Here is a 19,888-nt window from a genome sequence, read left to right as displayed (position 1 = left end):
AACCGTCTGTTTAAATTACACGTCTGACTTTAGGATAACCAGATGCCTTTGTGCTTCACAACCCGGAACATCCAGGGCATGGCTTTCCAGCAGGGATATTTCCGGTTTTACCTGCTTCAGATCAGCCAGCTCCTGTTCCGGGTACAGACCTTTCATTGCCAGAAACTTACCACCGCCTTTGATCAGATGGTGAGTGCCATTGACCATATCCGCCAGAGAACTGAATGCCCTGGACATAATAACGTCAAATGGCTGGAGTGACTTAAAGGATTCTACCCGGCAATTCGCCACTGTGACATTACCAAGACCCAGTTCTGTTTTGGCCTGGGTCATAAAACGGGTTTTCTTGCCGTTACTGTCCAGCAACGTGAATTGCTTTTGTGGATTCAGGATCGCCATGGGTATACCCGGCAGACCCGGCCCGGAGCCTACGTCCATCAGATAATCCCCTTCCATAAAGGGCGCAATACTCAAACTGTCGAGTATATGCCGTGACACCATTTCCTGCGGATCCCTGACGGCGGTCAGATTGTAGGCTTTGTTCCACTTGGCAAGCAGCTCCACATAACGCGTCAGCAAGTCTGCCTGACTGTCTGCCAGAGACAGGGATTGTACAGCTGCGCCCTGGCAGATGCGTTCACGTAGGGACAGAAATGACATCAAAAAACAGTCCGGATAGAGTGCATGGATAAATAGCCTCAAGGCCTGCTCGATAGTGTATTGCAAATAGCAGATTCAGTCGAATGCAGAACTTTCTGATTACGCAGTAATTTTCGTGGCCTTGTTGATAAAAAAGCAGTATCAATAGATTTATGAAAAAAATAATCAGACGACTTTCACAGACTATTTTTCGCAGGCTTAAGTCAGGAGTTGGCTTTTTCGCAGGCTCCCCATCAAAGCCTGAATTGACCGTCAGAGAGCAGGCTCAGTTAATCACCCAGTTCTCAGCACCTGCTCTGAATATCAGAAAGCCCGCTCAACCTGCGAAGCCCTATTCAGATAGAAAAGGGCAAATGGCACCGGCCAATCGCTTAAAAACGAAGCGCCAATCTTCCCGTGACGAAGCGTTGAAAAAGAAAGCTCGATGCTCAGGCAACCATCGAGCGTTTCTTAAGATGAATCAGTAACAATGACACTGCCGCCGGTGTCATCCCCTGGATTCTGGAAGCTCGTCCCAGGGTTTCAGGCCTGCTCTCCATCAGCTTCTGTTTCAGCTCGTTAGACAGTCCCTCAATCACACTGTAATCCAGAGCCTCAGGAATCTTTGTGCCTTCATAACGACGCAGACGATCAATCTCTTCCGCCTGACGATGGATATAGCCTTCGTATTTGGTGGCAATCTCAACCTGCTCACACACCTGAGCGTTTTCTTCCGGCTCACCGGAGAGAGCAGCGACATCGACATAAGTCAGTTCAGGACGACGCAACAGTTCCTGCAGGCTGTATTCCCGACTGATAGGCTTGGAGAGTTTGCCGTCGATTTTTGCCGAAGCTTCGGTTTTTGGATGAATAAAAGTGGTTCGAAGTCGTTCATTTTCTTTCTCGATCCGCTCTTTTTTGTTGCAGAAAGCCGACCAGCGGGCATCATCCACCAAACCCAGCTCACGACCTTTTTCTGTCAGTCGCAAATCGGCATTGTCTTCACGCAGGATCAGGCGATATTCGGCACGACTGGTAAACATTCTGTAGGGCTCACTGGTGCCATTGGTAATCAGGTCGTCCACCAGAACCCCAATGTAGGCTTCGTCTCTGCGGGGACACCAGCTTTCCTTACCCTGAGCTCTCAAACCGGCATTCAAACCGGCCAGCAGTCCCTGGGCTGCTGCTTCTTCATAGCCGGTGGTGCCGTTGATTTGTCCAGCAAAGAACAGGCCATTGATCGCTTTTGTTTCGAGAGAATACTTCAGACCTCTTGGATCAAAGTAGTCGTATTCAATGGCATAGCCAGGACGGGTAATGTGGGCATTTTCCAGACCACGGATAGAACGTACCAGATCCACCTGCACATCAAAGGGCAGACTGGTGGAAATACCATTAGGGTAAAGTTCATTGGTATTCAGGCCTTCTGGCTCGAGGAATACCTGGTGTGAAGCCTTATCGGCAAAACGGGTGATCTTGTCTTCAATGGAAGGACAGTATCTTGGACCAATGCCTTCTATCACCCCGGTAAACATAGGTGAACGATCCAGGCCGCCACGAATGATTTCGTGGGTCTGTTCGTTGGTGTGGGTAATATAACAGGACACCTGACGTGGATGCTGGGCAACAGAGCCCAGGTACGACATCACCGGAACCGGTGTATCGCCAGGTTGTTCTTCCATGACTGAAAAATCAACAGAGCGGGCGTCAATACGGGCAGGCGTGCCTGTTTTCAGACGTTCAACGGCCAGATCAAGCTCTCTCAATCGATTAGCCAGGGCTATGGAAGGCGGATCCCCGGCTCTGCCGCCGCTGTGATTTTCCAGACCGATATGAATTCGACCACCTAGGAAAGTCCCGGCAGTGAGGACCACATTGGTTGCCAGGAAACGAACCCCCATATTGGTCACCACACCGGTAACCTGACTTTGCTCAATGATCAGATCATCAGCGGATTGCTGGAATATCCACAGGTTGTCCTGGTTTTCCAGAATATTGCGGATCGCTTCTTTATAGAGTGCCCGGTCAGCCTGGGCCCGGGTGGCTCTCACGGCAGGACCTTTTCGGGCATTCAAAACCCGAAACTGAATACCCGCCAGATCCGTTGCCAAACCCATGGCTCCACCCAGGGCGTCCACTTCTTTGACCAGGTGGCTCTTGCCGATACCTCCGATAGCAGGGTTGCAGGACATCATTCCCAACGTTTCGATGTTATGGGTCAGCAGGAGTGTTTTAACGCCCATGCGTGCAGAAGCCAGGGCCGCCTCAGTGCCTGCATGGCCGCCACCTATCACAATCACATCAAACCGGGTTGGGAAATCCACTGCCAAGGTCACATTACCTCTGTTCGTTTATGGGTCGAATAAAAAAGAAACGGATTATACCTCAGCTCTTTCTTCCACAACATGCACCCCTGAGTCGTAAAGCCCGAAGTTGTATAGGTCGACTTCCCATGGCTTTTAGAGGTCCTCACTGTGAATAACAGTAAATATAAATTGCCATTTCTAACGTAGTGTTTATTAGCTGTTTTTATTATTTATAGTGTGAGTGTTTTCTGTGGATAAGCTAAAAAAACAAATAATTATCAGTTGGTTATAAAATGAATAAGTCTGTCAGTCTGCTGTTGGAATCTTCCGGTTAAGATGTAGTTTTCTTGTGGGTAAAACCGCTTTTATCCACAACAGAAATTCATCAATAGCTTATACCAATACCTATAAATAGCTTCCTTATGTAGCTTTCCACAAGGCACTATTAATAATGGAGCCTTACTGAAAGCGTTATAGAACCTACGGTTGAAGCGTATTTAGACTTATAAAGAGGTTTTTTTTATCCACAGCGGATATAAGAGACTTTGACTATTCAGAGATCTTTGCAAGGCTGAATGCGAATCCGTCATACTGACGTCCTGTATGACAGAGCTGGAGCAAAATGGATGCTGGACTTTCTTTTTAGCACTATCGATGATCGGGTCATTGATTTTGAAACACTGAAACTGCACGAAAAGCCCAATCAATACCTGGTGTTGCCAGAAGGTGAGTTTTTGGCAGAACCCCACCGGATCAGCCCGGTTCTGAACGTCAGTATCACAGAGCTGAAAAAACGGTTTTCAGACATTGCGCAACATCAGAAAAAGGTAAAAGTCCTGCGAATCAGCGATGACGGCCTGCAAGTCGACTATGTCCAGAGAACCCCTTTCATGGGCTATCCGGATACCATTACCGTGCGTTTTTACCGTCGGGGGGAAGATACCAGTACGCTGGCCATCTACTCGCGCTCGAGTTATGGATACTCTGACCTGGGCACCAATAAGAAAAGAGTGACGCTCTGGCTCGATAGTTTGAAAGCGGCTCTTAACGACTCGAAAAAACAACCATGAGGTAAGGAAAGTTCTGATCTATTCTTGAGCCTTGTACCCTTCTTCAGGGCTTAAAGATGACAGAACTCTTATCTTACGCAGCCACTGTCTTTGTGAGCTTTTTTGCCATCATGAATCCCATCGCCAATACCCCGATTTTTCTGGGTTTAACCGATGGGCTCGAGTCGGCTGAAAAACGGAATATTGCCATACAGTCCAACTTCCTGGCGTTCATTATTGTCAGCGTATTTTGTCTGCTGGGTCATGTGATTTTCGATCTTTTTGGTATCACCCTTGCGGCCCTCAGAATTGCAGGCGGCATTCTGATGTTCCTGATTGGTAAGGACATGCTTTCCGGCAATAACTCAGAGGTGCATACGCCCAGTGTCGAGGATAATCAGAAAAGTCTTGATCACCCCCATGTCAGTATTGCTGTCAGCCCATTGGCAGTGCCTATTCTGGGTGGGCCGGGAACCATTGCCACAGCGATGAATTTTGCCACTGGAAAAGGCATCCCGGAAGTGATCACCTGCATCACAGTGTTTGGGATGCTCTGCGGCATCAGTTGTCTGTTTTTTCTTTCAGGAGAGCGCCTTCTCCATTACCTGGGAGAAAGCGCGGTAAAAGTCATTAGTCGTATGATGGGGCTGATTCTGGCGGTGATCGGCACCCAGCTTTTCATAGAGGGCGTTTATGGTGCCTGGAAACTGAACCTTTGAGAGTTGTTTTATTGATGGGTTAATTGCTCATTCAGTAATAGTTCTCAAGGTTTCCAATGCGCCTCGGGCAGCCTCCCGGGCACGGTTATTCACCGGCTGATACCTGGGCTGATAGAGGCAATTCCATGCCTGGTCATAAACTGGCCTCATCTCGTCATGAATAATGTGGTGGTCCTGATAGGTCAGATAACGGGCTTCCAAAATGATGCCTTTGGCCGGGCCACCCAGTTTACATTTCCATCGCTCAGGCTCAGGCAGCTGAATACCCTGGGAAAAAGCATCATCACTGAATGAACGTCTCAGTTCATTCAATCGCTGGTAAGTCGAGTAATTCACGGCATCTATTTCAACCCCATCAACCGTCAGCTTGAACCGGTCCATTTCACTAGGATCAATCCTGGTGCCGTAGAAATTAACCTCTTTAACCACCTGATCGTCATCATAGTGCTTCATACTTAACAACAATTTATAGTGGTCATCCACGGCATTGGCCAGTGCCGACAGCAGAAGCAGAGATAGACAAATAGTTCTTGAAATCACGCTGATTACTCCATAGGCAGAATATAACGACTGACAGTTTAGACAACTACAAAGCACTTAAGCTCTGCATTTGGGAAAAAGTTGTCTGTTTTTTCTTTCAGGAGAACGCCTTCTCCATTACCTGGGAGAAAGCGAGGTAAAAGTCATTAGTCGTATGATGGGACTAATTCTGGCGGTGATTGGCACCCAGCTTTTTTATAGAGGGCGTTTATGGTGTCTGGAAATTGAATCTTTGAGAGTCGTTTACTTCCCGATACAAAACGAAGAGAAAATCCGACCCAGCAGATCATCGCTGGAGAACTCACCGGTAATCTCACCCAGGGCTTTCTGGGCATGTCGCAGGTCTTCAGCCAGAAGTTCACCCGCCCCCATGTATTCAAGCTGCTTTTGGCCGTTATCGAGAAACTCTTCTGCCCTGCGCAGTGCATCCAGATGTCTGCGCCGGGCAGAGAAACCGCCTTCCATGGCTCCCTCGTATCCCATACAGGCTTTCAGGTGCTCTCTGAGAGCGTCCAGGCCGTGTTCTCTCATGGCACAGGCTCTGATCAGGGGGACGCCTTCAACGTCTTCTATGCCCGCCTGTTCGCCGGTCAGATCAATCTTGTTACGGATTACTGTCAGTTTTTCCCTGGAAGGCAGTCGATCCACAAACTCGGGCCATATCTCGTGAGGATCGGTGGCATCCGTAGTGGCACTGTCCACCATCAGAAGTACTCTGTCAGCGCCTTCTATTTCCTTGAAAGCCCGTTTTACCCCCATCTGTTCAACTTTATCCTCTGTCTCTCGCAGACCGGCGGTATCAATAATGTGCAAGGGCATACCGTCAATGTTGATATGCTCTCGGAGGACATCTCGAGTGGTTCCGGCAATGTCCGTTACGATCGCCGACTCCCGTCCTGATAACGCATTCAAAAGACTGGATTTACCGGCATTGGGACGCCCGGCAATAACAACGGTCATACCTTCACGCTGAATCGTTCCCTGACCTGCTTCTTTCGTGACCTGGGCGAGATGGTTGATAATGCTGTTAAGGTCGTTGGCCACTTTGCCATCGGCCAGGAAATCAATCTCTTCTTCCGGGAAGTCGATGGCGGCTTCAACGTAAATTCTCAGTTCAATCAGCGCTTCGACCAGCTCATTGACTTTTCTGGAAAAAGCACCTTGCAGTGATCTCAGTGCCGATCTGGCGGCCTGTTCTGAAGTACTGTCGATCAGGTCTGCGATGGCTTCAGCCTGTGCCAGATCCATCTTGTCATTCAGAAAGGCTCTTTCGGAAAACTCTCCGGGATTGGCCAGCCTGACCCCAAGGGCATTAATTCGTTTCAGCAGTAAATCCAGAATGACGGGACCGCCGTGCCCCTGAAACTCTACAACGTCCTCTCCGGTGAATGAGTTTGGATTAGGGAAGTAAAGAGCAAGACCTTCGTCCAGCACCTCATCCTGCTCATCATAAAAAGGGCCATAATGGGCATAACGAGGCCTGGGTTCCATCTTCAGAACGGCTCTGGCGACCCACAAGGCTTCAGGGCCTGAGACCCTGATGATCCCTACCCCACCTCTTCCGGGAGCGGTAGCCTGAGCGGCAATAGTATCTTTATGGAGAGCACTGAGGTCGGACATAGCAATGACTGAATAAGAAAAATAATGGCCTAGTCTAATCCAAGGCCGGAGCAGGCGCTATGGCCTTCAGTACCAAAAAAAACGGACCCTTTCGGTCCGTTTTTTTTGAGCGTTTCAGACTCAGGAGTTTTCTTTCTCGATCTTTTTGGTAATGATGTATTGCTGAATAATCGACAACAGGTTGTTGGTCACCCAGTACAGTACCAGACCTGCTGGAAACCACAGGAAGAATACGGTAAAGATCACCGGCATCAACTTCATCACCTTGGCCTGAATCGGATCGGGAGGTGTCGGGTTCAGCATCTGCTGGGCAAACATGGAAGCACCCATGATCAGCGGCAGGATGAAGTAAGGGTCCATCTGGGACAGATCCTGAATCCAGCCAAGCCAGGGAGCCTGACGCAGTTCTACAGATTCCTGCAGTACCGAGTACAGAGCAATAAATACCGGCATTTGTACAAGAATCGGCAGGCAGCCACCCATGGGGTTGACCTTCTCTTTCTTGTACATCTCCATCATGGCCTGAGACATCTTCTGACGATCGTCGCCGTATTTCTCTTTCAGCTCCTGCATCTTTGGCCCCAGCTTGCGCATTTTAGCCATAGAACGGAAGCTGGCCTGGTTCAACGGGTAGAATACCGCCTTGACACAGACCGTCAGCAGGATGATTGCCCAACCCCAGTTGCCTACCAGGGAATGAATGAATTGCAGCAACATGAACAAGGGCTGAGCCAGGAACCAAAGCATCCCGAAGTCCATGGTCAGTTGCAGACCGTCCGCCAGGTTCTTCAGGGCGGGTTGGTCTTTAGGACCCGCATACAAAGTAGCACCGGTGGCAGCTTTCTCTCCGGGGTTTACTACCAGGGGGTCGTTGTAAAAACCCACCATGTAGTATTTCCCGTTGCGAGATTCTTGCGTGTAGTAGTTGTGAGATTTGTTCTGGTTTGGCACCCAGATACTGACAAAGTAGTGCTGAAGAATGGCAGCGTAACCCCCCTCGACTCTTTCCTTGAAAGGCTCTTTTTGGAAATCATCAAAAGGCAGCTTCTTATAAGGCTCATCAATAGCACGGACAGCCGCTCCCAGGTAAGTATTCATGGGGGCGCTGGAGTTCACAGAACTCGGGTCTTCGGAACCGTCACGCTTGAGCTGAGCGTAGAAGGTATCACGCCATACCTTGTCACTGTTGTTGGCAACTTCGTAGGCCATTTTGACCTCGTAGGTGCCACGTTCAAAGGTATAACTTTTGGTTACCTCAACATCGCCCGTGGTGCGAGTCAGCTTAACGGTCAGCTGATCCTGGCCGGTTGGCAGGCTGTAGTGGGTCTGTGCTGTGCTGTAGAGGGGTCTTTGATTCTGATCGTTGGTGGGACCATCGGTCGTAATCAGGCCGCTTTGAGCCGTGTAAACACAGGTTACTTCACCCGGGGTGCAATCGGGTCTGTTAACCAACAGCTGGAAAGGTGTGGCTTTCTCACCCTCTTCAGGTAGCCAGGCGGGGTATTTGGGCAGGCTGAGCCCAATAATGTCACCACCGGCCGGGTCGATCTGAACGTCCAGCGTGTCTGTTTTAACACTGATCAGTTGCGCAGAGGCCTGAACCTTGGAATCCAGAATTTCCGGTGAGGAAGATGATGACGTGATGGTGGGTAAATCAGAACCACTTTGAGAAGTGGAGACATTAGCCACAACAGCATTGCTGGCCGGCCGGGTCTGATTGTAATCTTCATTCCATTGCTGAAGTGTAAATACACCAACAACGGCTATTGCACCTATCAAGAGTGTTCTTTGCAGATCCATGATGTCCGAGCCAAAGAGTCTTGGTGATGAATATGATCGTCTGATGACCGGTCTTGCTGGTCTGAGGGAGCAGGCACCGGATCAAAACCTCCTGGATGCCAGGGATGGCAACGCAGCAGTCGTTTCAAGGTCAGAAAACTGCCTTTCAGAAAACCATGATGTTCGAGAGCTTCCTGTGAATAGCTGGAACAGCTCGGGTAAAAACGACAATGCCTGCCCATAACGGGGCTGAGGCAGTAACGGTACACCTTGATCAATCCCATGGCAGTGCGTCTTGGCAGAAGCATGAGAAAATGTGGTCTGGTCATGTCGACTTTACTCTGTCTGTGCCGAATCGACAGGAAACGCATCGGCTGATTTGAGTGGAGACAGTATGACTGGCTTTCTGAAGAGTGACCGGAGGTAGTGTCTACCTCCATTGTCACGCAGCTCCGTAGAGTGCCTGCTTCAGGCTATGGTTTCCATTCAGGAAACCTTCTGCTCATTCCGACGCCTGGCCAGTTTAAACCATTGGTGAGTGAGCAGTTTGTTGATATCACAGCTTTCCAGCTCACCCAGACCTCTTCTGGCCAGGACAACAATATCCAGGTTTCCCAGTTCCTCCTGGTGGAGGCGAAAGGTTTCCCGGATATGTCGTTTGACTCGATTACGGCCGGTAGCTTTACGGATATTTTTTTTGGCGATCACCAGCCCCAGGCGGGGATGGCCAAGCTCATTCTTGCAAGCCAGTATTAACAAATGACGACTACTGACCTTGATATCCGTATGGTCGAAAACCTGCTTAAAATCAGCTGCTGAGCAAAGTCGCAGATCGCGACCAAAAGCGAAGCTCACCTGTCAATCCGAATCAGGCAGCCAGACGCTTGCGACCTTTGGCACGACGACGGTTGATAACCGCACGACCGTTCTTGGTCGCCATGCGAGCACGGAAACCGTGGGTACGCTTACGCTTCAGATTGCTGGGCTGAAATGTTCTTTTCATGACGCTACTCGTTTTATCAATTTACAAAAAGACGGGCATTCTAAGTAATTGAGGGATTAGCGTCAATTTGCATTTGTCAAGAGTTTGCCACAGGGGCTCAGGGTTGAATCCCTAAAGGGCTGGTGGCTTTTTGCGGAGATCAGGAAAGGTTAGTAAAAAAGTGCATTTTTATAGGGGAAATTACGTTCCTCCATATATAAGGAAAAGACAGAACACAAACGACCTGAAATATCTTTTATCAATCAAAAACGTTTCTGAGTAATCGAAAATAATAAAAAATATATAGTTCATATGTACTTGAGTAATGTTGTTTTGTTTTTTTAATAAATATTAAGCAACTCCTTTCCTGTGGATAAGTCTTATAAACCCTCTTGTTCTCTGGGTTTGTTCATGTGTGTGAAGGTGTAGAAAATCAGCGGTTATGCTGTTTTCTTCTTGCCAACAGCTTGTGTATAACCTGATACCTTATACACAGCACGACCTGGCCTCTTACTTATACACAGCTCACTCATCGTTCATCCGCCCCTATTAACACAGCCTTTTCCACATTATTTTTTCATAACAGGCCGCCTGTTTTATATCTTCTTTTTATCTATAGCCCGTTGATAATTAAGTAAAAAGATGGGATTTGAGTTCAGCTTTATGACATTTAAGGTGTGGATAACTATTTTCTGAAAGGATACAATTACAGCTGTTTTTTTTGCTTATTCTTCCTGTGTTTCTGCACTGTTCGGCATTGGAAGAGTAGCTGTTTCGGGACAGATTCTGTTTCCTGTCTTTAGTGAAGTCAGCTGACTGGCTTCCATTTCACCCATTTTCAGGAGAGCACCTGTGCCTCTAGAGCTCTGGCAAAAGTGTGTGGACTTGCTTCAAGATGAATTGTCCTCACAGCAGTTCAATACCTGGATTCGCCCGTTGAAAGTGATGGGCGATGAGCATGATCTTTGTCTGCTGGCTCCTAATCGTTTTGTTGCGGACTGGGTGAAAGAGAAGTTTTTACCGCGCATTGAAGAGATTCTTGATGAACTGACCGATGGACACTCTCCAGCGGTGGCTCTGGCAGTGTCAAACCGCCGTCCCCAGTCTCTCAGCCGCAGAGTTGCGGCCCCTGTCAGCAGACCTGTGCATTCGGAAGAACCGAAACCCGTTGTTGAAGAAAAGGTCGTCGTCGAAGAAAAGAAAGAAGAAAAGCAAGTCGTGACCCGGGAGCTGGCATCCAATCTCAATGAAGCATCAAGCGTTTCTGCTAGTAAACCATCGTCGTCTAAAATTATTGAACCTCCTGCTGTACCGAAGAAAATCAATCCTCTAAAAGAAAAAGAGGGGACTTCCGGTGGCCACCCTGCTAACAAAGAAGAACCCTCTTCAGGGCGGCAGATAGAAGTCGAAGGGTCAATAAAACATAACAGTTCCCTGAATGCCCAATTCACTTTTGATACGTTTGTCGAGGGTAAATCAAACCAGCTGGCACTTGCGGCTGCCCGTCAGGTGTCTGAAAATCCGGGAGCTTCTTACAATCCGTTATTTTTATACGGCGGTGTTGGTCTAGGTAAAACCCACTTAATGCACGCAGTGGGTAACTCCCTGGTTCGTCAAAATCGTAATGCCAGAGTCGTATATTTGCATTCTGAACGCTTTGTTGCCGATATGGTCAAGGCGTTGCAATTGAATGCTATCAATGACTTTAAACGCTACTATCGTTCCGTTGATGCCCTGCTGATTGATGATATCCAGTTTTTTGCCGGTAAAGAGCGTTCCCAGGAAGAGTTTTTTCATACCTTTAATGCCTTGCTGGAAGGCGGTCAGCAAATGATTTTGACCTGCGATCGTTACCCTAAAGAAATCAACGGTGTTGAAGAACGACTAAAGTCCCGGTTTGGCTGGGGACTGACCGTTGCCGTGGATCCTCCCGAGCTTGAAACCAGGGTGGCCATATTAATGAAGAAGGCAGAGCAACAAAAAGTCGATTTACCCCACGAAGCGGCCTTCTTTATTGCTCAGCGAATTCGATCCAATGTTCGGGAACTGGAAGGTGCCCTGAAACGAGTGATTGCCAGTGCTCACTTTATGGGGCGCCAGATTGATATTAATCTGATCAGGGAATCCCTGAAGGATCTGCTGGCTTTACAGGATAAGCAGGTCAGTATTGATAATATTCAAAGAACCGTGGCTGAATACTACAAGATCAAAGTAGCTGATATCCTGTCCAAACGTCGTAGCCGTTCTGTGGCCAGACCAAGACAGATTGCTATGGCTCTTTCCAAGGAGCTGACCAGTCACAGTCTGCCGGAAATTGGTGACGCTTATGGCGGACGAGACCATACCACAGTGCTTCATGCGTGCCGTAAAGTGAAAGAGCTGGCGGATGAAGATGGTGAAATCCGTGATGACTACAAAAATCTTTTGAGATCTCTGACCAGCTGATTTTGATTCAGCTGGGAGCCTGACCGAGGATAGCGCCCGTAGCGAGGACGGCAGAAAATTGAGGATAAAAATTCGGTTTTGTGAGGAGAATAGCTAGCTATTTGACGAACAAAAGCGGATTTTTAGACCAATTTGCTGCCGCCGCAGTAGGGCAGCTATTCTCGGTCAGGCTCCTAGAGAAGATATTTGATGAATTTCAGGAAGAAGGTCTCCGTGACTTCCTTCCGGTAGCCAAGAGAAAGGAAAGCGATGAAATTTACCATTAATCGGGAAGCATTGCTCAAGCCACTGCAACTGGTGGCTGGTGTTGTTGAGCGCAGACAGACTCTACCTGTATTGTCCAACGTCCTGATGGTGGTGGACGGTAATGAACTCTCTCTGACAGGGACGGATCTGGAGGTGGAGCTGGTAGGTCGGGTGACCCTGGATGAGGTCTCTGAAGTCGGAGAAATTACGGTTCCAGCCCGAAAACTGATGGATATCTGTAAATCTCTGCCGGAAAACGCTCTGATTGAGTTTTCCCAGGATGATCAACGGGTCAAACTGAAAGCGGGTCGTTCTCGTTTTACCCTGTCGACTTTGCCAGCGAGGGAGTTTCCAAGTATTGACGAAGAGCCAGGCTCCATGACCTTTACCATTGGTCAGAGCCGTTTGCGTCGTTTGATTGATCGCTCCGGTTTTGCCATGGCGCAACAGGACGTTCGCTACTATCTGAACGGTATGCTGATTGAAGTCAGCCAGAATAAGCTGCGTTTTGTCGCTACCGATGGACACCGTCTGGCCATGTGTACGGTTGATGCTGATATTAATCAGCAAGATCGTCACCAGGTCATCGTTCCTCGTAAGGGGATTATGGAGATGGCCCGTCTTCTGACGGAAGGTGATGAGATGGTTCATATCAGCCTGGGAGCCAATCATATCCGGGCGAAAACCGGGGACTTTATATTTACCTCGAAACTGGTGGATGGGAAATTCCCTGATTATGAGCGCGTTATTCCCCGGGGTGGTGACAAGATTATTATTGGTGATCGTCAGGAACTTCGTCAGGCTTTCCAGCGTGCTTCCATTCTTTCCAATGAAAAATACCGGGGTATTCGTCTGATTCTTTCTGATGGCATGCTAAAAGTCATCGCCAACAACCCTGAGCAGGAAGAAGCGGAGGAAGAGATCAGTCTGGCGTACCATGGCCAAACGCTTGAGGTAGGTTTTAACGTGAGTTACCTGCTGGATGTTCTGTCGGTCATTTCTGGTGAATCGGTCAAGATAACCCTTGCTGACCCTATCACCAGTGCTTTGTTGGAAGAGTCTGACGCCAGTGACTCCACCTATGTTGTCATGCCTATGAGACTTTGATGAAGGCGTTTATATCATTAAAACCGGTTGTGAAGGCTGTCACTCTTGAGAGTTATACAGGCTGATGACCATTCACAAGCTGATGATTAAGGATGTCAGGAATCTGGCATCCGCTACTTTCTCCCCTTCTCCCGATATCAATATTTTCTACGGTCTCAATGGCAGTGGAAAAACCAGTATTCTTGAATCTATCCACCTCCTGGGGTTAGCCCGGTCTTTTCGAAGCGCCAGGCTGAAGCCGGTTATTCGTCATAAACAGGGGAAGTGCACCGTCTTTGCACAACTTCAATCCAATAACGATCGCCTGATACCGGTGGGGGTTTCCCGAGATTTAGAAGAAGAAAATTTTCAAATTCGGGTAGCTGGAGAAAGTCTGAAGTCAACTTCCGAGTTAGCCAGACTTCTGCCCTTACAGATTATTAACCCTGACACCTTTAAACTTTTGGAAGGTTCACCCAGGCAAAGAAGAGAGTTTCTTGATTGGGGTGTGTTTCACGTGAAACACAGTGAGTTTTTACCTTTGTGGAAGCGAACTCAAAAAGCACTTAAACAGCGGAACAGTTTGCTTCGTCATGGTAAAATGACGGGCTCATCCTTGTCATCTCAGTTGTCTGTCTGGGATGTGGAGTTGGTAAGAGCCGCTGAAGCTGTAGACCAACTCAGACAACAATACTTTGATCAACTGACACCCGTTTTTCAAGAGGTTCTGAGCCAACTGACCTCGCTGGCTGATATCAAGATCACTTATTACCGAGGTTGGGACAGAGAACGATCCCTGGCTGAAGTGTTAAAAGAAAATGCCGTTCGTGAACTTCAGACCGGATACACACAATCAGGGCCACAACGGGCAGATATTAGGGTACGGCTGGAAGGAAATAATGCCGTCGATATCTTGTCTCGTGGTCAGCTAAAGTTAGTGGTTTGTGCGTTAAAGCTGGCGCAAGGTTATCTCTTTTCAAAGGTGACCAACAGTCAGTGTGTTTTTCTTGTGGATGATTTGCCTTCAGAACTGGATGCTCCCCACAGGAAAGCTATGTGCAAAATATTACAGAATATGCAAAGTCAGGTATTTATTACCTGTGTAGAGCCGGGGGCACTGGTGGATTGCTGGGAGCCTGGAATTGACCTTAAAGTGTTTCACGTGAAACAGGGATCTGTGAACCTGGAATCGGGGTGTAAGGTTCGCCAGACTGAATCGCTGGAGAAATCGCTGAAGAAATCGCTGGAGAAAGACTATGAGTGAACAAAATTACGATGCGTCCAATATTAAAGTGCTGAAAGGTCTGGACGCAGTACGTAAGCGTCCAGGAATGTACATCGGCGATACGGATGACGGCACCGGCCTTCACCACATGGTATTTGAGGTGGTAGATAACTCGATTGATGAGGCCCTGGCTGGCTTCTGTGATGAAATTGCAGTCATTATCCATCCCGATGAATCCATTACTGTTCGTGATAATGGTCGTGGAATCCCGGTAGATATCCACGAAGAAGAAGGTGTGTCTGCCGCTGAAGTGATTATGACGGTACTTCATGCGGGCGGTAAGTTTGATGACAACACTTATAAGGTCTCCGGTGGCCTGCACGGCGTCGGTGTATCCGTGGTAAACGCCCTTTCCAAAGAGCTTAAGCTGACCATCCGCAGAAGTGGTCAGGTTCATCAGCAGATCTACTCTCATGGGGTTCCACAGGAGCCCATGAAAGTGATCGGAGAGACTGAAAAGAGCGGCACAGAGGTTCACTTTGTACCCTCTGGGGAGACCTTCTCCAACATCCAGTTCAGCTACGACATTTTGGCAAAAAGACTGAGAGAGCTCTCTTTCCTGAACTCTGGCGTCTTTATCCGTTTGATTGATGAGCGCACGGGTAAAGAAGACCAGTTCCGCTATGACGGCGGGCTGAGTGCCTTCGTTGAATACCTCAACACCAACAAGACCAACATCAACAAGGTCTTCCACTTCACAAAAACAAGGGAAGACGGCATTGGTGTAGAGGTGGCATTGCAGTGGAATGATGGTTTTCAGGAAAACATTTTCTGCTTCACCAACAATATTCCCCAGCGCGATGGTGGTACCCACCTGGCCGGTTTCAGAGCCGCACTGACCCGTAATCTGAACAGCTATATCGAGCGCGAAGGCTTTGCCAAGAACCAGAAAGTTTCCACTTCCGGCGATGATGCCCGTGAAGGTCTCACGGCGATAATTTCAGTTAAAGTACCTGACCCTAAGTTTTCATCCCAGACCAAGGACAAGCTGGTTTCTTCGGAAGTGAAAACCGCGGTTGAACAGGAGATGAGCAGCTATCTTGCCGACTACCTGATGGAAAACCCCCAGGAAGCCAGGGCAGTTGTCAACAAGATGCTGGATGCTGCCAGAGCCCGTGAAGCGGCCCGTAAAGCCCGTGAAATGACCCGCAGGAAAGGGGCTCTGGACATAGCAGGACTGCCTGGAAAGTTGGCCGACTGTCAGGAGAAAGACCCGGCTCTCTCCGAATTGTACATTGTGGAGGGTGACTCTGCGGGGGGCTCAGCCAAGCAGGGCCGAAACCGGAAAACACAGGCCATCCTGCCACTCAAAGGTAAGATCCTGAACGTTGAAAAAGCGCGCTTTGACAAGATGCTCTCCTCTCAGGAGGTGGGCACTCTGATCACCGCAATGGGTTGTGGTATTGGCCGTACTGAGTTCAATATTGAGAAACTGCGCTATCACAACATCATCATCATGACCGATGCGGATGTTGACGGCTCTCATATCCGAACCCTGCTGCTGACGTTCTTCTTCCGCCAGATGCCTGAGTTGATTGAAAATGGCTATGTCTATATTGCTCAGCCACCGCTCTACAAAGTGAAGAAAGGCAAGCAGGAGCAATACCTCAAAGACGATGTCGCCCTGGATGATTACCTGACCCAGTCGGCCTTGGAAAACGCCACTCTGCACGTCAATGAAAATGCACCGGGTATCGGTGATGAAGCGCTGGAATCTCTGGTAAAAGAATACAGAAAGGTCATTGCAACCATTGAGCGTCTGTCACGCATTTACCCTTCTGAAATCATGAAAGAGATGATCTATCTGGACGCTGTTGCTAAAGAAGACCTGAAAGATCAGGCGAAAATGCAGTCCTGGCTGGAGGTTATGAATAGCCGTATTCAGGCGTTAAAGTTAGCCGGTCGCACCATGAGCTTCGAGCTGTTTGAAGATCGTGAGCATCAGGTCTGGTTACCCAAAGTCACCATTGTTTCCCATGGTGTGCCCACTGAATACACTTGGAATGTCGACTTCTTCGGCTCGGGTGATTACGGCTCGATTAAAGGCCTGGGAACCAAGCTACAGGGGTTGCTGGAAGAGTCTGCGTTTATCCAGAAAGGCGAGCGCAAAAAGGCGGTAGAGAGCTTTGAGGAAGGCTTGGACTGGTTGATGACTGAATCCACTAAACGGCACAACATTCAGCGCTATAAGGGATTGGGTGAGATGAACCCGGACCAGCTTTGGGAAACCACTATGGATCCGGACGTGCGAAGAATGCTCAAGGTGACCATTGAAGATGCCATTGCTGCTGACCAGATCTTCAACACATTGATGGGCGATCAGGTTGAGCCCCGTAGAGACTTTATTGAGTCCAATGCCTTGAACGTGGCTAACCTCGATATTTAAAACGGCACCAGACTCAGAGTCGCTCAGGAAAGCGACTCTGAGCCTGATTGATTTACCCTCTTTCAGACAAGTAAAGTTATGATGCATCGTTGATGTGATGCATCATAAAGCCTTCGATTTACAGTGGATAGCCTATGTACCATTCAATCATTCGTGCAGAACTCGAAGAAGCTCAGCAGGTTCTGGAGCGCTTTCTCAATGATGAAGCCTGTATTGATGCCATAGACCAGGCAGCGAGCCTGCTGGCGGAATCCTTTAAGCAGGGCGGCAAGGTGATTGCCTGTGGTAACGGAGGCTCTCATTGCGATGCCATGCACTTTGCTGAAGAACTGACGGGCCGCTATCGTGATGACCGCCCTGCCTACCCTGCCATTGCTATCTCTGATGTCAGCCACCTGTCCTGTGTTTCCAATGACTACGGTTATGAGTATGTATTCTCACGTTATCTGGAAGGCGTTGGCTTTGAAGGCGATGTGCTGTTCGGGCTCAGTACCAGCGGCAACTCTGGCAATATCCTCAAGGCCGTTGAAGCAGCCCGTAAAAAAAGGATGAAAGTGATTCTTCTGACGGGTAAGGACGGTGGCAAAATGGATGGGTTGGCGGATGTAGAGATCCGGGTCCCCCATTTTGGATACGCTGACCGGATTCAGGAAATTCACATCAAAGCCATTCATATCATGATTCAGCTGATTGAGAAGCACATGGCTTAAAAAAAGGTGGTTTCTATTTGAATAACTCTGAATGACTCCCGAGCCTTTCAAAAAAAATGCAATCATCAGCCAACCTGTAGATTAGCAGCCAGTCTGGCTCTATATGGCACTCCCGCCTGCCATTATAATTCCCGGTTAACAGGTGATCCCTGTATCTGGGAGCCAGCGGCTTCTGCTCTACCAGCTGGCGGGTAATAAATTTCAGTTTTTCCATATCTTTCCCCTGCTTCTTTGCTTTTTTTACATCCTTGTCAAACCGGGTTAAGAATACGGGTACCAGCATGGTTAAAGCTCCAGTTTCTTAAACATGTCTTCCAGGTCTTCACACTTTACCAATCCTTCCCCTCTGTCACTTTCCTCGAAAGCTTTTAGAGTCTCTTCGTTAGGAATACGCACATCAAACGGCAACCCATTGCATAACTCAACCTGCGTATAAAAAAGAGTAATGGCTTGTGTCGTGTTCAACCCTATCTTGCGAAACACTGCTTCAGCCTGTTTCTTCAGCTCAGGTTCTACTCTGGCTTTTACTACAGCGCTTTTGCTCATAACGATTGCCTCTGGTGATTGAATCGACTCTTATAGTTTTTCATAGTAGACCAATTGGTACACATTTCAAAAAACTGTATCTACTATCACTTTTTGACCACGATAAGGCTCCATATTTGTGTAGAGCCTTTTTTTACCTGGGTACGTTTTAGTCGTTCATGTGATCCAACGCATCAGCAATCCAGTCCCGCGCCTCATTATTAATGTCCAGCGCCGTCCTGTCTTTGGTTTCTATAACTGGCCCTATATGAAGCTGAATGGTACCGGGCTTTTTCAGAAAGCTATCCATAGGCCAGCAGGCCGCAGCATTATGGGCAATGGGCAGCACATTAACCTCGGCTTTTCGTGCCAGGTTAACCCCCCCTCTTGAGAACTTACCCAACTGGCCATTGGGATTACGAGTCCCTTCCGGAAAAATAAGTACCCAACGATTGTCGTGTAATGCCGCAGTGCCCTGCTCTACCACATCATTCAATGCCGCCCTGGGATCATTACGATTAATGGCAATCGGTTTAATAAGCCGGAGTGTCCAGCCAAAGAACGGGATCTTCAATAACTCTTTCTTAAGAACCGGAGCCTGGGGACTGAACAGCGTCTGCAGGAAAAACGTTTCCCAGGTACTTTGGTGGTTACTGATCATAACGCAGGGGGCGTCAGGAATGTTTTCCTTGCCATGCACTTCATACTTTATCCCACAGGTCAGTCTGGCCAGTCCCATGGCAACAGTCGCCCAGTTCTTGACCAACACCTTGTGGCGGGTGTTCATGGGAATAAAAGGAACAACAAAAAGCATTACCGTGGACCAGAGAATCGTAAAGGTGGCCAGCAGGAAATAAAATAATGCGGTTCGTGTGTATTGTACGACGAGTGTCATTTATAACCTATTTTGTTTAACCTGAAATATCGACCTGTGAAGGTTCTAGAATAAAATCAGTAAATGCGGCCAGGTTTGCGAATACTGGCACATTGTCGAGACCTTCCCCTTTATTGATCGTTCTGATGCCCTTGCCGGTTTTCACCAGAGCTACCTTGCATCCCATTGCCTGGCCGGACTGAAGGTCCCTAAGCGAATCCCCGACAACCCAGGCTGATGCTGCGGGCATGTTAAGAGTTTCTTCGATCTGTTCAATCATGCCAGGCAGGGGTTTTCTGCAGCGGCATTGATCGTCAGGACCATGGGGGCAGTATTGAATACAGTCTATCCTGCCACCTTCTGCAACCACCAGATCCAGCATTTTCTGGTGCATGGCTGCAAGGGTTGCTTCACTAAAGTAACCTCTGGCAATGCCTGACTGGTTAGTGGCAATGGCAATGGTATAGCCTGCCCTGCTGAGTCTGGCTATAGCTTCAATGCTGCCGGGCAGAGGAATCCATTCATCCACCGTACGAATGTAGTGATCGGAGTCTTTATTGATGACGCCATCACGATCAAGAATGATCAGTTTGCTCATAATTTCAAAAGGCAGGCTTCATACCTGAGATACTGTTTCAATAGATAGAAAAAGTGCGGCATAAAAGCCGCACTCACTGTATCAAGCTTTGATCAGGAT

19 protein-coding genes are annotated in these 19,888 nt (G+C 48.4%); 7 read left to right on the top strand and 12 right to left on the bottom strand.

What is annotated here, in order from left to right:
• Positions 1 to 15: 15 nt before the first annotated feature.
• On the bottom strand, positions 16 to 660 hold the full coding sequence (gene rsmG / locus K7B67_RS20845; RefSeq protein WP_252177773.1) for a 16S rRNA (guanine(527)-N(7))-methyltransferase RsmG: 645 nt from the start codon (positions 658 to 660) through the stop codon (positions 16 to 18).
• 428 nt (positions 661 to 1,088) lie between these two features.
• Positions 1,089 to 2,963, bottom strand: coding sequence for a tRNA uridine-5-carboxymethylaminomethyl(34) synthesis enzyme MnmG (mnmG, locus tag K7B67_RS20840; RefSeq protein ID WP_252180624.1), 1,875 nt, complete (start codon positions 2,961 to 2,963; stop codon positions 1,089 to 1,091).
• Positions 2,964 to 3,571: 608 nt separating this feature from the next.
• Here mnmG and K7B67_RS20835 point away from each other — a divergent pair.
• Both K7B67_RS20835 and K7B67_RS20830 read left to right on the top strand, forming a co-directional pair.
• On the top strand, positions 3,572 to 4,015 hold the full coding sequence (locus K7B67_RS20835; protein ID WP_252177772.1) for a DUF1499 domain-containing protein: 444 nt from the start codon (positions 3,572 to 3,574) through the stop codon (positions 4,013 to 4,015).
• Between the two features lie 56 nt (positions 4,016 to 4,071).
• Positions 4,072 to 4,713, top strand: coding sequence for a MarC family protein (locus K7B67_RS20830; RefSeq protein WP_252177771.1), 642 nt, complete (start codon positions 4,072 to 4,074; stop codon positions 4,711 to 4,713).
• 27 nt (positions 4,714 to 4,740) lie between these two features.
• On the opposite strand, the gene K7B67_RS20825 is transcribed toward K7B67_RS20830, so the two are convergent.
• From K7B67_RS20825 to rpmH, 6 genes are all read right to left on the bottom strand, one after another.
• Complete coding sequence (locus K7B67_RS20825) at positions 4,741 to 5,253, bottom strand: hypothetical protein (RefSeq protein ID WP_252177770.1); 513 nt, start codon at positions 5,251 to 5,253, stop codon at positions 4,741 to 4,743.
• Between the two features lie 243 nt (positions 5,254 to 5,496).
• Entirely contained in the window at positions 5,497 to 6,873 is a 1,377-nt protein-coding gene (mnmE, locus tag K7B67_RS20820; RefSeq protein ID WP_252177769.1) for a tRNA uridine-5-carboxymethylaminomethyl(34) synthesis GTPase MnmE, read from the bottom strand.
• Positions 6,874 to 6,993: 120 nt separating this feature from the next.
• The gene (yidC, locus tag K7B67_RS20815) at positions 6,994 to 8,673 is read right to left on the bottom strand and encodes a membrane protein insertase YidC (RefSeq protein WP_252177768.1); all 1,680 of its coding nucleotides are present in this window, start codon (positions 8,671 to 8,673) and stop codon (positions 6,994 to 6,996) included.
• Positions 8,649 to 8,894 carry a membrane protein insertion efficiency factor YidD gene (gene yidD, locus K7B67_RS20810; protein ID WP_252180623.1) on the bottom strand — a complete coding sequence of 82 codons (246 nt, stop codon included), beginning with the start codon at positions 8,892 to 8,894 and terminating at the stop codon, positions 8,649 to 8,651. Before yidD ends, yidC begins: the two co-directional genes overlap by 25 nt.
• A gap of 244 nt (positions 8,895 to 9,138) precedes the next feature.
• Positions 9,139 to 9,507, bottom strand: a complete 369-nt coding sequence (gene rnpA, locus K7B67_RS20805) for a ribonuclease P protein component (RefSeq protein WP_252177767.1) — start codon at positions 9,505 to 9,507, stop codon at positions 9,139 to 9,141.
• A gap of 13 nt (positions 9,508 to 9,520) precedes the next feature.
• Positions 9,521 to 9,655 carry a 50S ribosomal protein L34 gene (gene rpmH / locus K7B67_RS20800; RefSeq protein ID WP_252177766.1) on the bottom strand — a complete coding sequence of 45 codons (135 nt, stop codon included), beginning with the start codon at positions 9,653 to 9,655 and terminating at the stop codon, positions 9,521 to 9,523.
• An 831-nt stretch (positions 9,656 to 10,486) separates the two neighbouring features.
• On the opposite strand from rpmH, the gene dnaA reads away from it, so the two are divergent.
• The 5 genes from dnaA to lpcA all read left to right on the top strand — a co-directional run bounded on the left by dnaA (position 10,487) and on the right by lpcA (position 17,792).
• Positions 10,487 to 12,079, top strand: a complete 1,593-nt coding sequence (gene dnaA, locus K7B67_RS20795) for a chromosomal replication initiator protein DnaA (protein ID WP_256484600.1) — start codon at positions 10,487 to 10,489, stop codon at positions 12,077 to 12,079.
• A gap of 249 nt (positions 12,080 to 12,328) precedes the next feature.
• Positions 12,329 to 13,432, top strand: coding sequence for a DNA polymerase III subunit beta (gene dnaN / locus K7B67_RS20790; protein WP_252177765.1), 1,104 nt, complete (start codon positions 12,329 to 12,331; stop codon positions 13,430 to 13,432).
• 64 nt (positions 13,433 to 13,496) lie between these two features.
• Positions 13,497 to 14,675, top strand: coding sequence for a DNA replication/repair protein RecF (gene recF / locus K7B67_RS20785; RefSeq protein WP_252177764.1), 1,179 nt, complete (start codon positions 13,497 to 13,499; stop codon positions 14,673 to 14,675).
• Positions 14,668 to 17,082 carry a DNA topoisomerase (ATP-hydrolyzing) subunit B gene (gene gyrB / locus K7B67_RS20780; RefSeq protein WP_252177763.1) on the top strand — a complete coding sequence of 805 codons (2,415 nt, stop codon included), beginning with the start codon at positions 14,668 to 14,670 and terminating at the stop codon, positions 17,080 to 17,082. The genes recF and gyrB overlap by 8 nt, the downstream gene beginning before the upstream one ends.
• Positions 17,083 to 17,216: 134 nt before the next feature.
• Positions 17,217 to 17,792, top strand: coding sequence for a D-sedoheptulose 7-phosphate isomerase (gene lpcA, locus K7B67_RS20775; RefSeq protein ID WP_252177762.1), 576 nt, complete (start codon positions 17,217 to 17,219; stop codon positions 17,790 to 17,792).
• A 13-nt stretch (positions 17,793 to 17,805) separates the two neighbouring features.
• Here lpcA and K7B67_RS20770 read toward each other — a convergent pair whose 3' ends face one another.
• The 4 genes from K7B67_RS20770 to gmhB all read right to left on the bottom strand — a co-directional run bounded on the left by K7B67_RS20770 (position 17,806) and on the right by gmhB (position 19,789).
• Positions 17,806 to 18,075: a type II toxin-antitoxin system YafQ family toxin gene (locus tag K7B67_RS20770; RefSeq protein WP_252177761.1), complete on the bottom strand. Its 270-nt coding sequence runs from the start codon at positions 18,073 to 18,075 to the stop codon at positions 17,806 to 17,808.
• A gap of 2 nt (positions 18,076 to 18,077) precedes the next feature.
• A complete protein-coding gene (locus K7B67_RS20765) occupies positions 18,078 to 18,338 on the bottom strand; it encodes a type II toxin-antitoxin system RelB/DinJ family antitoxin (RefSeq protein WP_252177760.1) in 261 nt (86 codons plus the stop codon).
• A 148-nt stretch (positions 18,339 to 18,486) separates the two neighbouring features.
• On the bottom strand, positions 18,487 to 19,212 hold the full coding sequence (locus K7B67_RS20760; RefSeq protein ID WP_252177759.1) for a lysophospholipid acyltransferase family protein: 726 nt from the start codon (positions 19,210 to 19,212) through the stop codon (positions 18,487 to 18,489).
• Positions 19,213 to 19,228: 16 nt separating this feature from the next.
• Positions 19,229 to 19,789: a D-glycero-beta-D-manno-heptose 1,7-bisphosphate 7-phosphatase gene (gene gmhB, locus K7B67_RS20755; protein WP_252177758.1), complete on the bottom strand. Its 561-nt coding sequence runs from the start codon at positions 19,787 to 19,789 to the stop codon at positions 19,229 to 19,231.
• Between the last annotated feature and the right edge of the window lie 99 nt (positions 19,790 to 19,888).

Source organism: Endozoicomonas sp. 4G, from assembly GCF_023822025.1.
In the GTDB taxonomy this organism is placed as follows: domain Bacteria; phylum Pseudomonadota; class Gammaproteobacteria; order Pseudomonadales; family Endozoicomonadaceae; genus Endozoicomonas_A.
The sequence above is the reverse complement of the archived record's forward strand: the minus strand, read 5'-3'. Positions and strand labels throughout refer to the sequence as shown.

Bases quoted from the DNA above. Each gene is read 5' to 3' on its own strand.
- rsmG (WP_252177773.1), bottom strand. From the start codon at position 660: ATGTCATTTCTGTCCCTACGTGAACGCATCTGCCAGGGCGCAGCTGTA.
- K7B67_RS20835 (WP_252177772.1), top strand. From the start codon at position 3,572: ATGCTGGACTTTCTTTTTAGCACTATCGATGATCGGGTCATTGATTTT.
- K7B67_RS20830 (WP_252177771.1), top strand. From the start codon at position 4,072: ATGACAGAACTCTTATCTTACGCAGCCACTGTCTTTGTGAGCTTTTTT.
- mnmE (WP_252177769.1), bottom strand. From the start codon at position 6,873: ATGTCCGACCTCAGTGCTCTCCATAAAGATACTATTGCCGCTCAGGCT.
- yidC (WP_252177768.1), bottom strand. From the start codon at position 8,673: ATGGATCTGCAAAGAACACTCTTGATAGGTGCAATAGCCGTTGTTGGT.
- yidD (WP_252180623.1), bottom strand. From the start codon at position 8,894: ATGGGCAGGCATTGTCGTTTTTACCCGAGCTGTTCCAGCTATTCACAG.
- rpmH (WP_252177766.1), bottom strand. From the start codon at position 9,655: ATGAAAAGAACATTTCAGCCCAGCAATCTGAAGCGTAAGCGTACCCAC.
- dnaN (WP_252177765.1), top strand. From the start codon at position 12,329: ATGAAATTTACCATTAATCGGGAAGCATTGCTCAAGCCACTGCAACTG.
- recF (WP_252177764.1), top strand. From the start codon at position 13,497: ATGACCATTCACAAGCTGATGATTAAGGATGTCAGGAATCTGGCATCC.
- gyrB (WP_252177763.1), top strand. From the start codon at position 14,668: ATGAGTGAACAAAATTACGATGCGTCCAATATTAAAGTGCTGAAAGGT.
- lpcA (WP_252177762.1), top strand. From the start codon at position 17,217: ATGTACCATTCAATCATTCGTGCAGAACTCGAAGAAGCTCAGCAGGTT.
- K7B67_RS20770 (WP_252177761.1), bottom strand. From the start codon at position 18,075: ATGCTGGTACCCGTATTCTTAACCCGGTTTGACAAGGATGTAAAAAAA.
- K7B67_RS20765 (WP_252177760.1), bottom strand. From the start codon at position 18,338: ATGAGCAAAAGCGCTGTAGTAAAAGCCAGAGTAGAACCTGAGCTGAAG.
- K7B67_RS20760 (WP_252177759.1), bottom strand. From the start codon at position 19,212: ATGACACTCGTCGTACAATACACACGAACCGCATTATTTTATTTCCTG.
- gmhB (WP_252177758.1), bottom strand. From the start codon at position 19,789: ATGAGCAAACTGATCATTCTTGATCGTGATGGCGTCATCAATAAAGAC.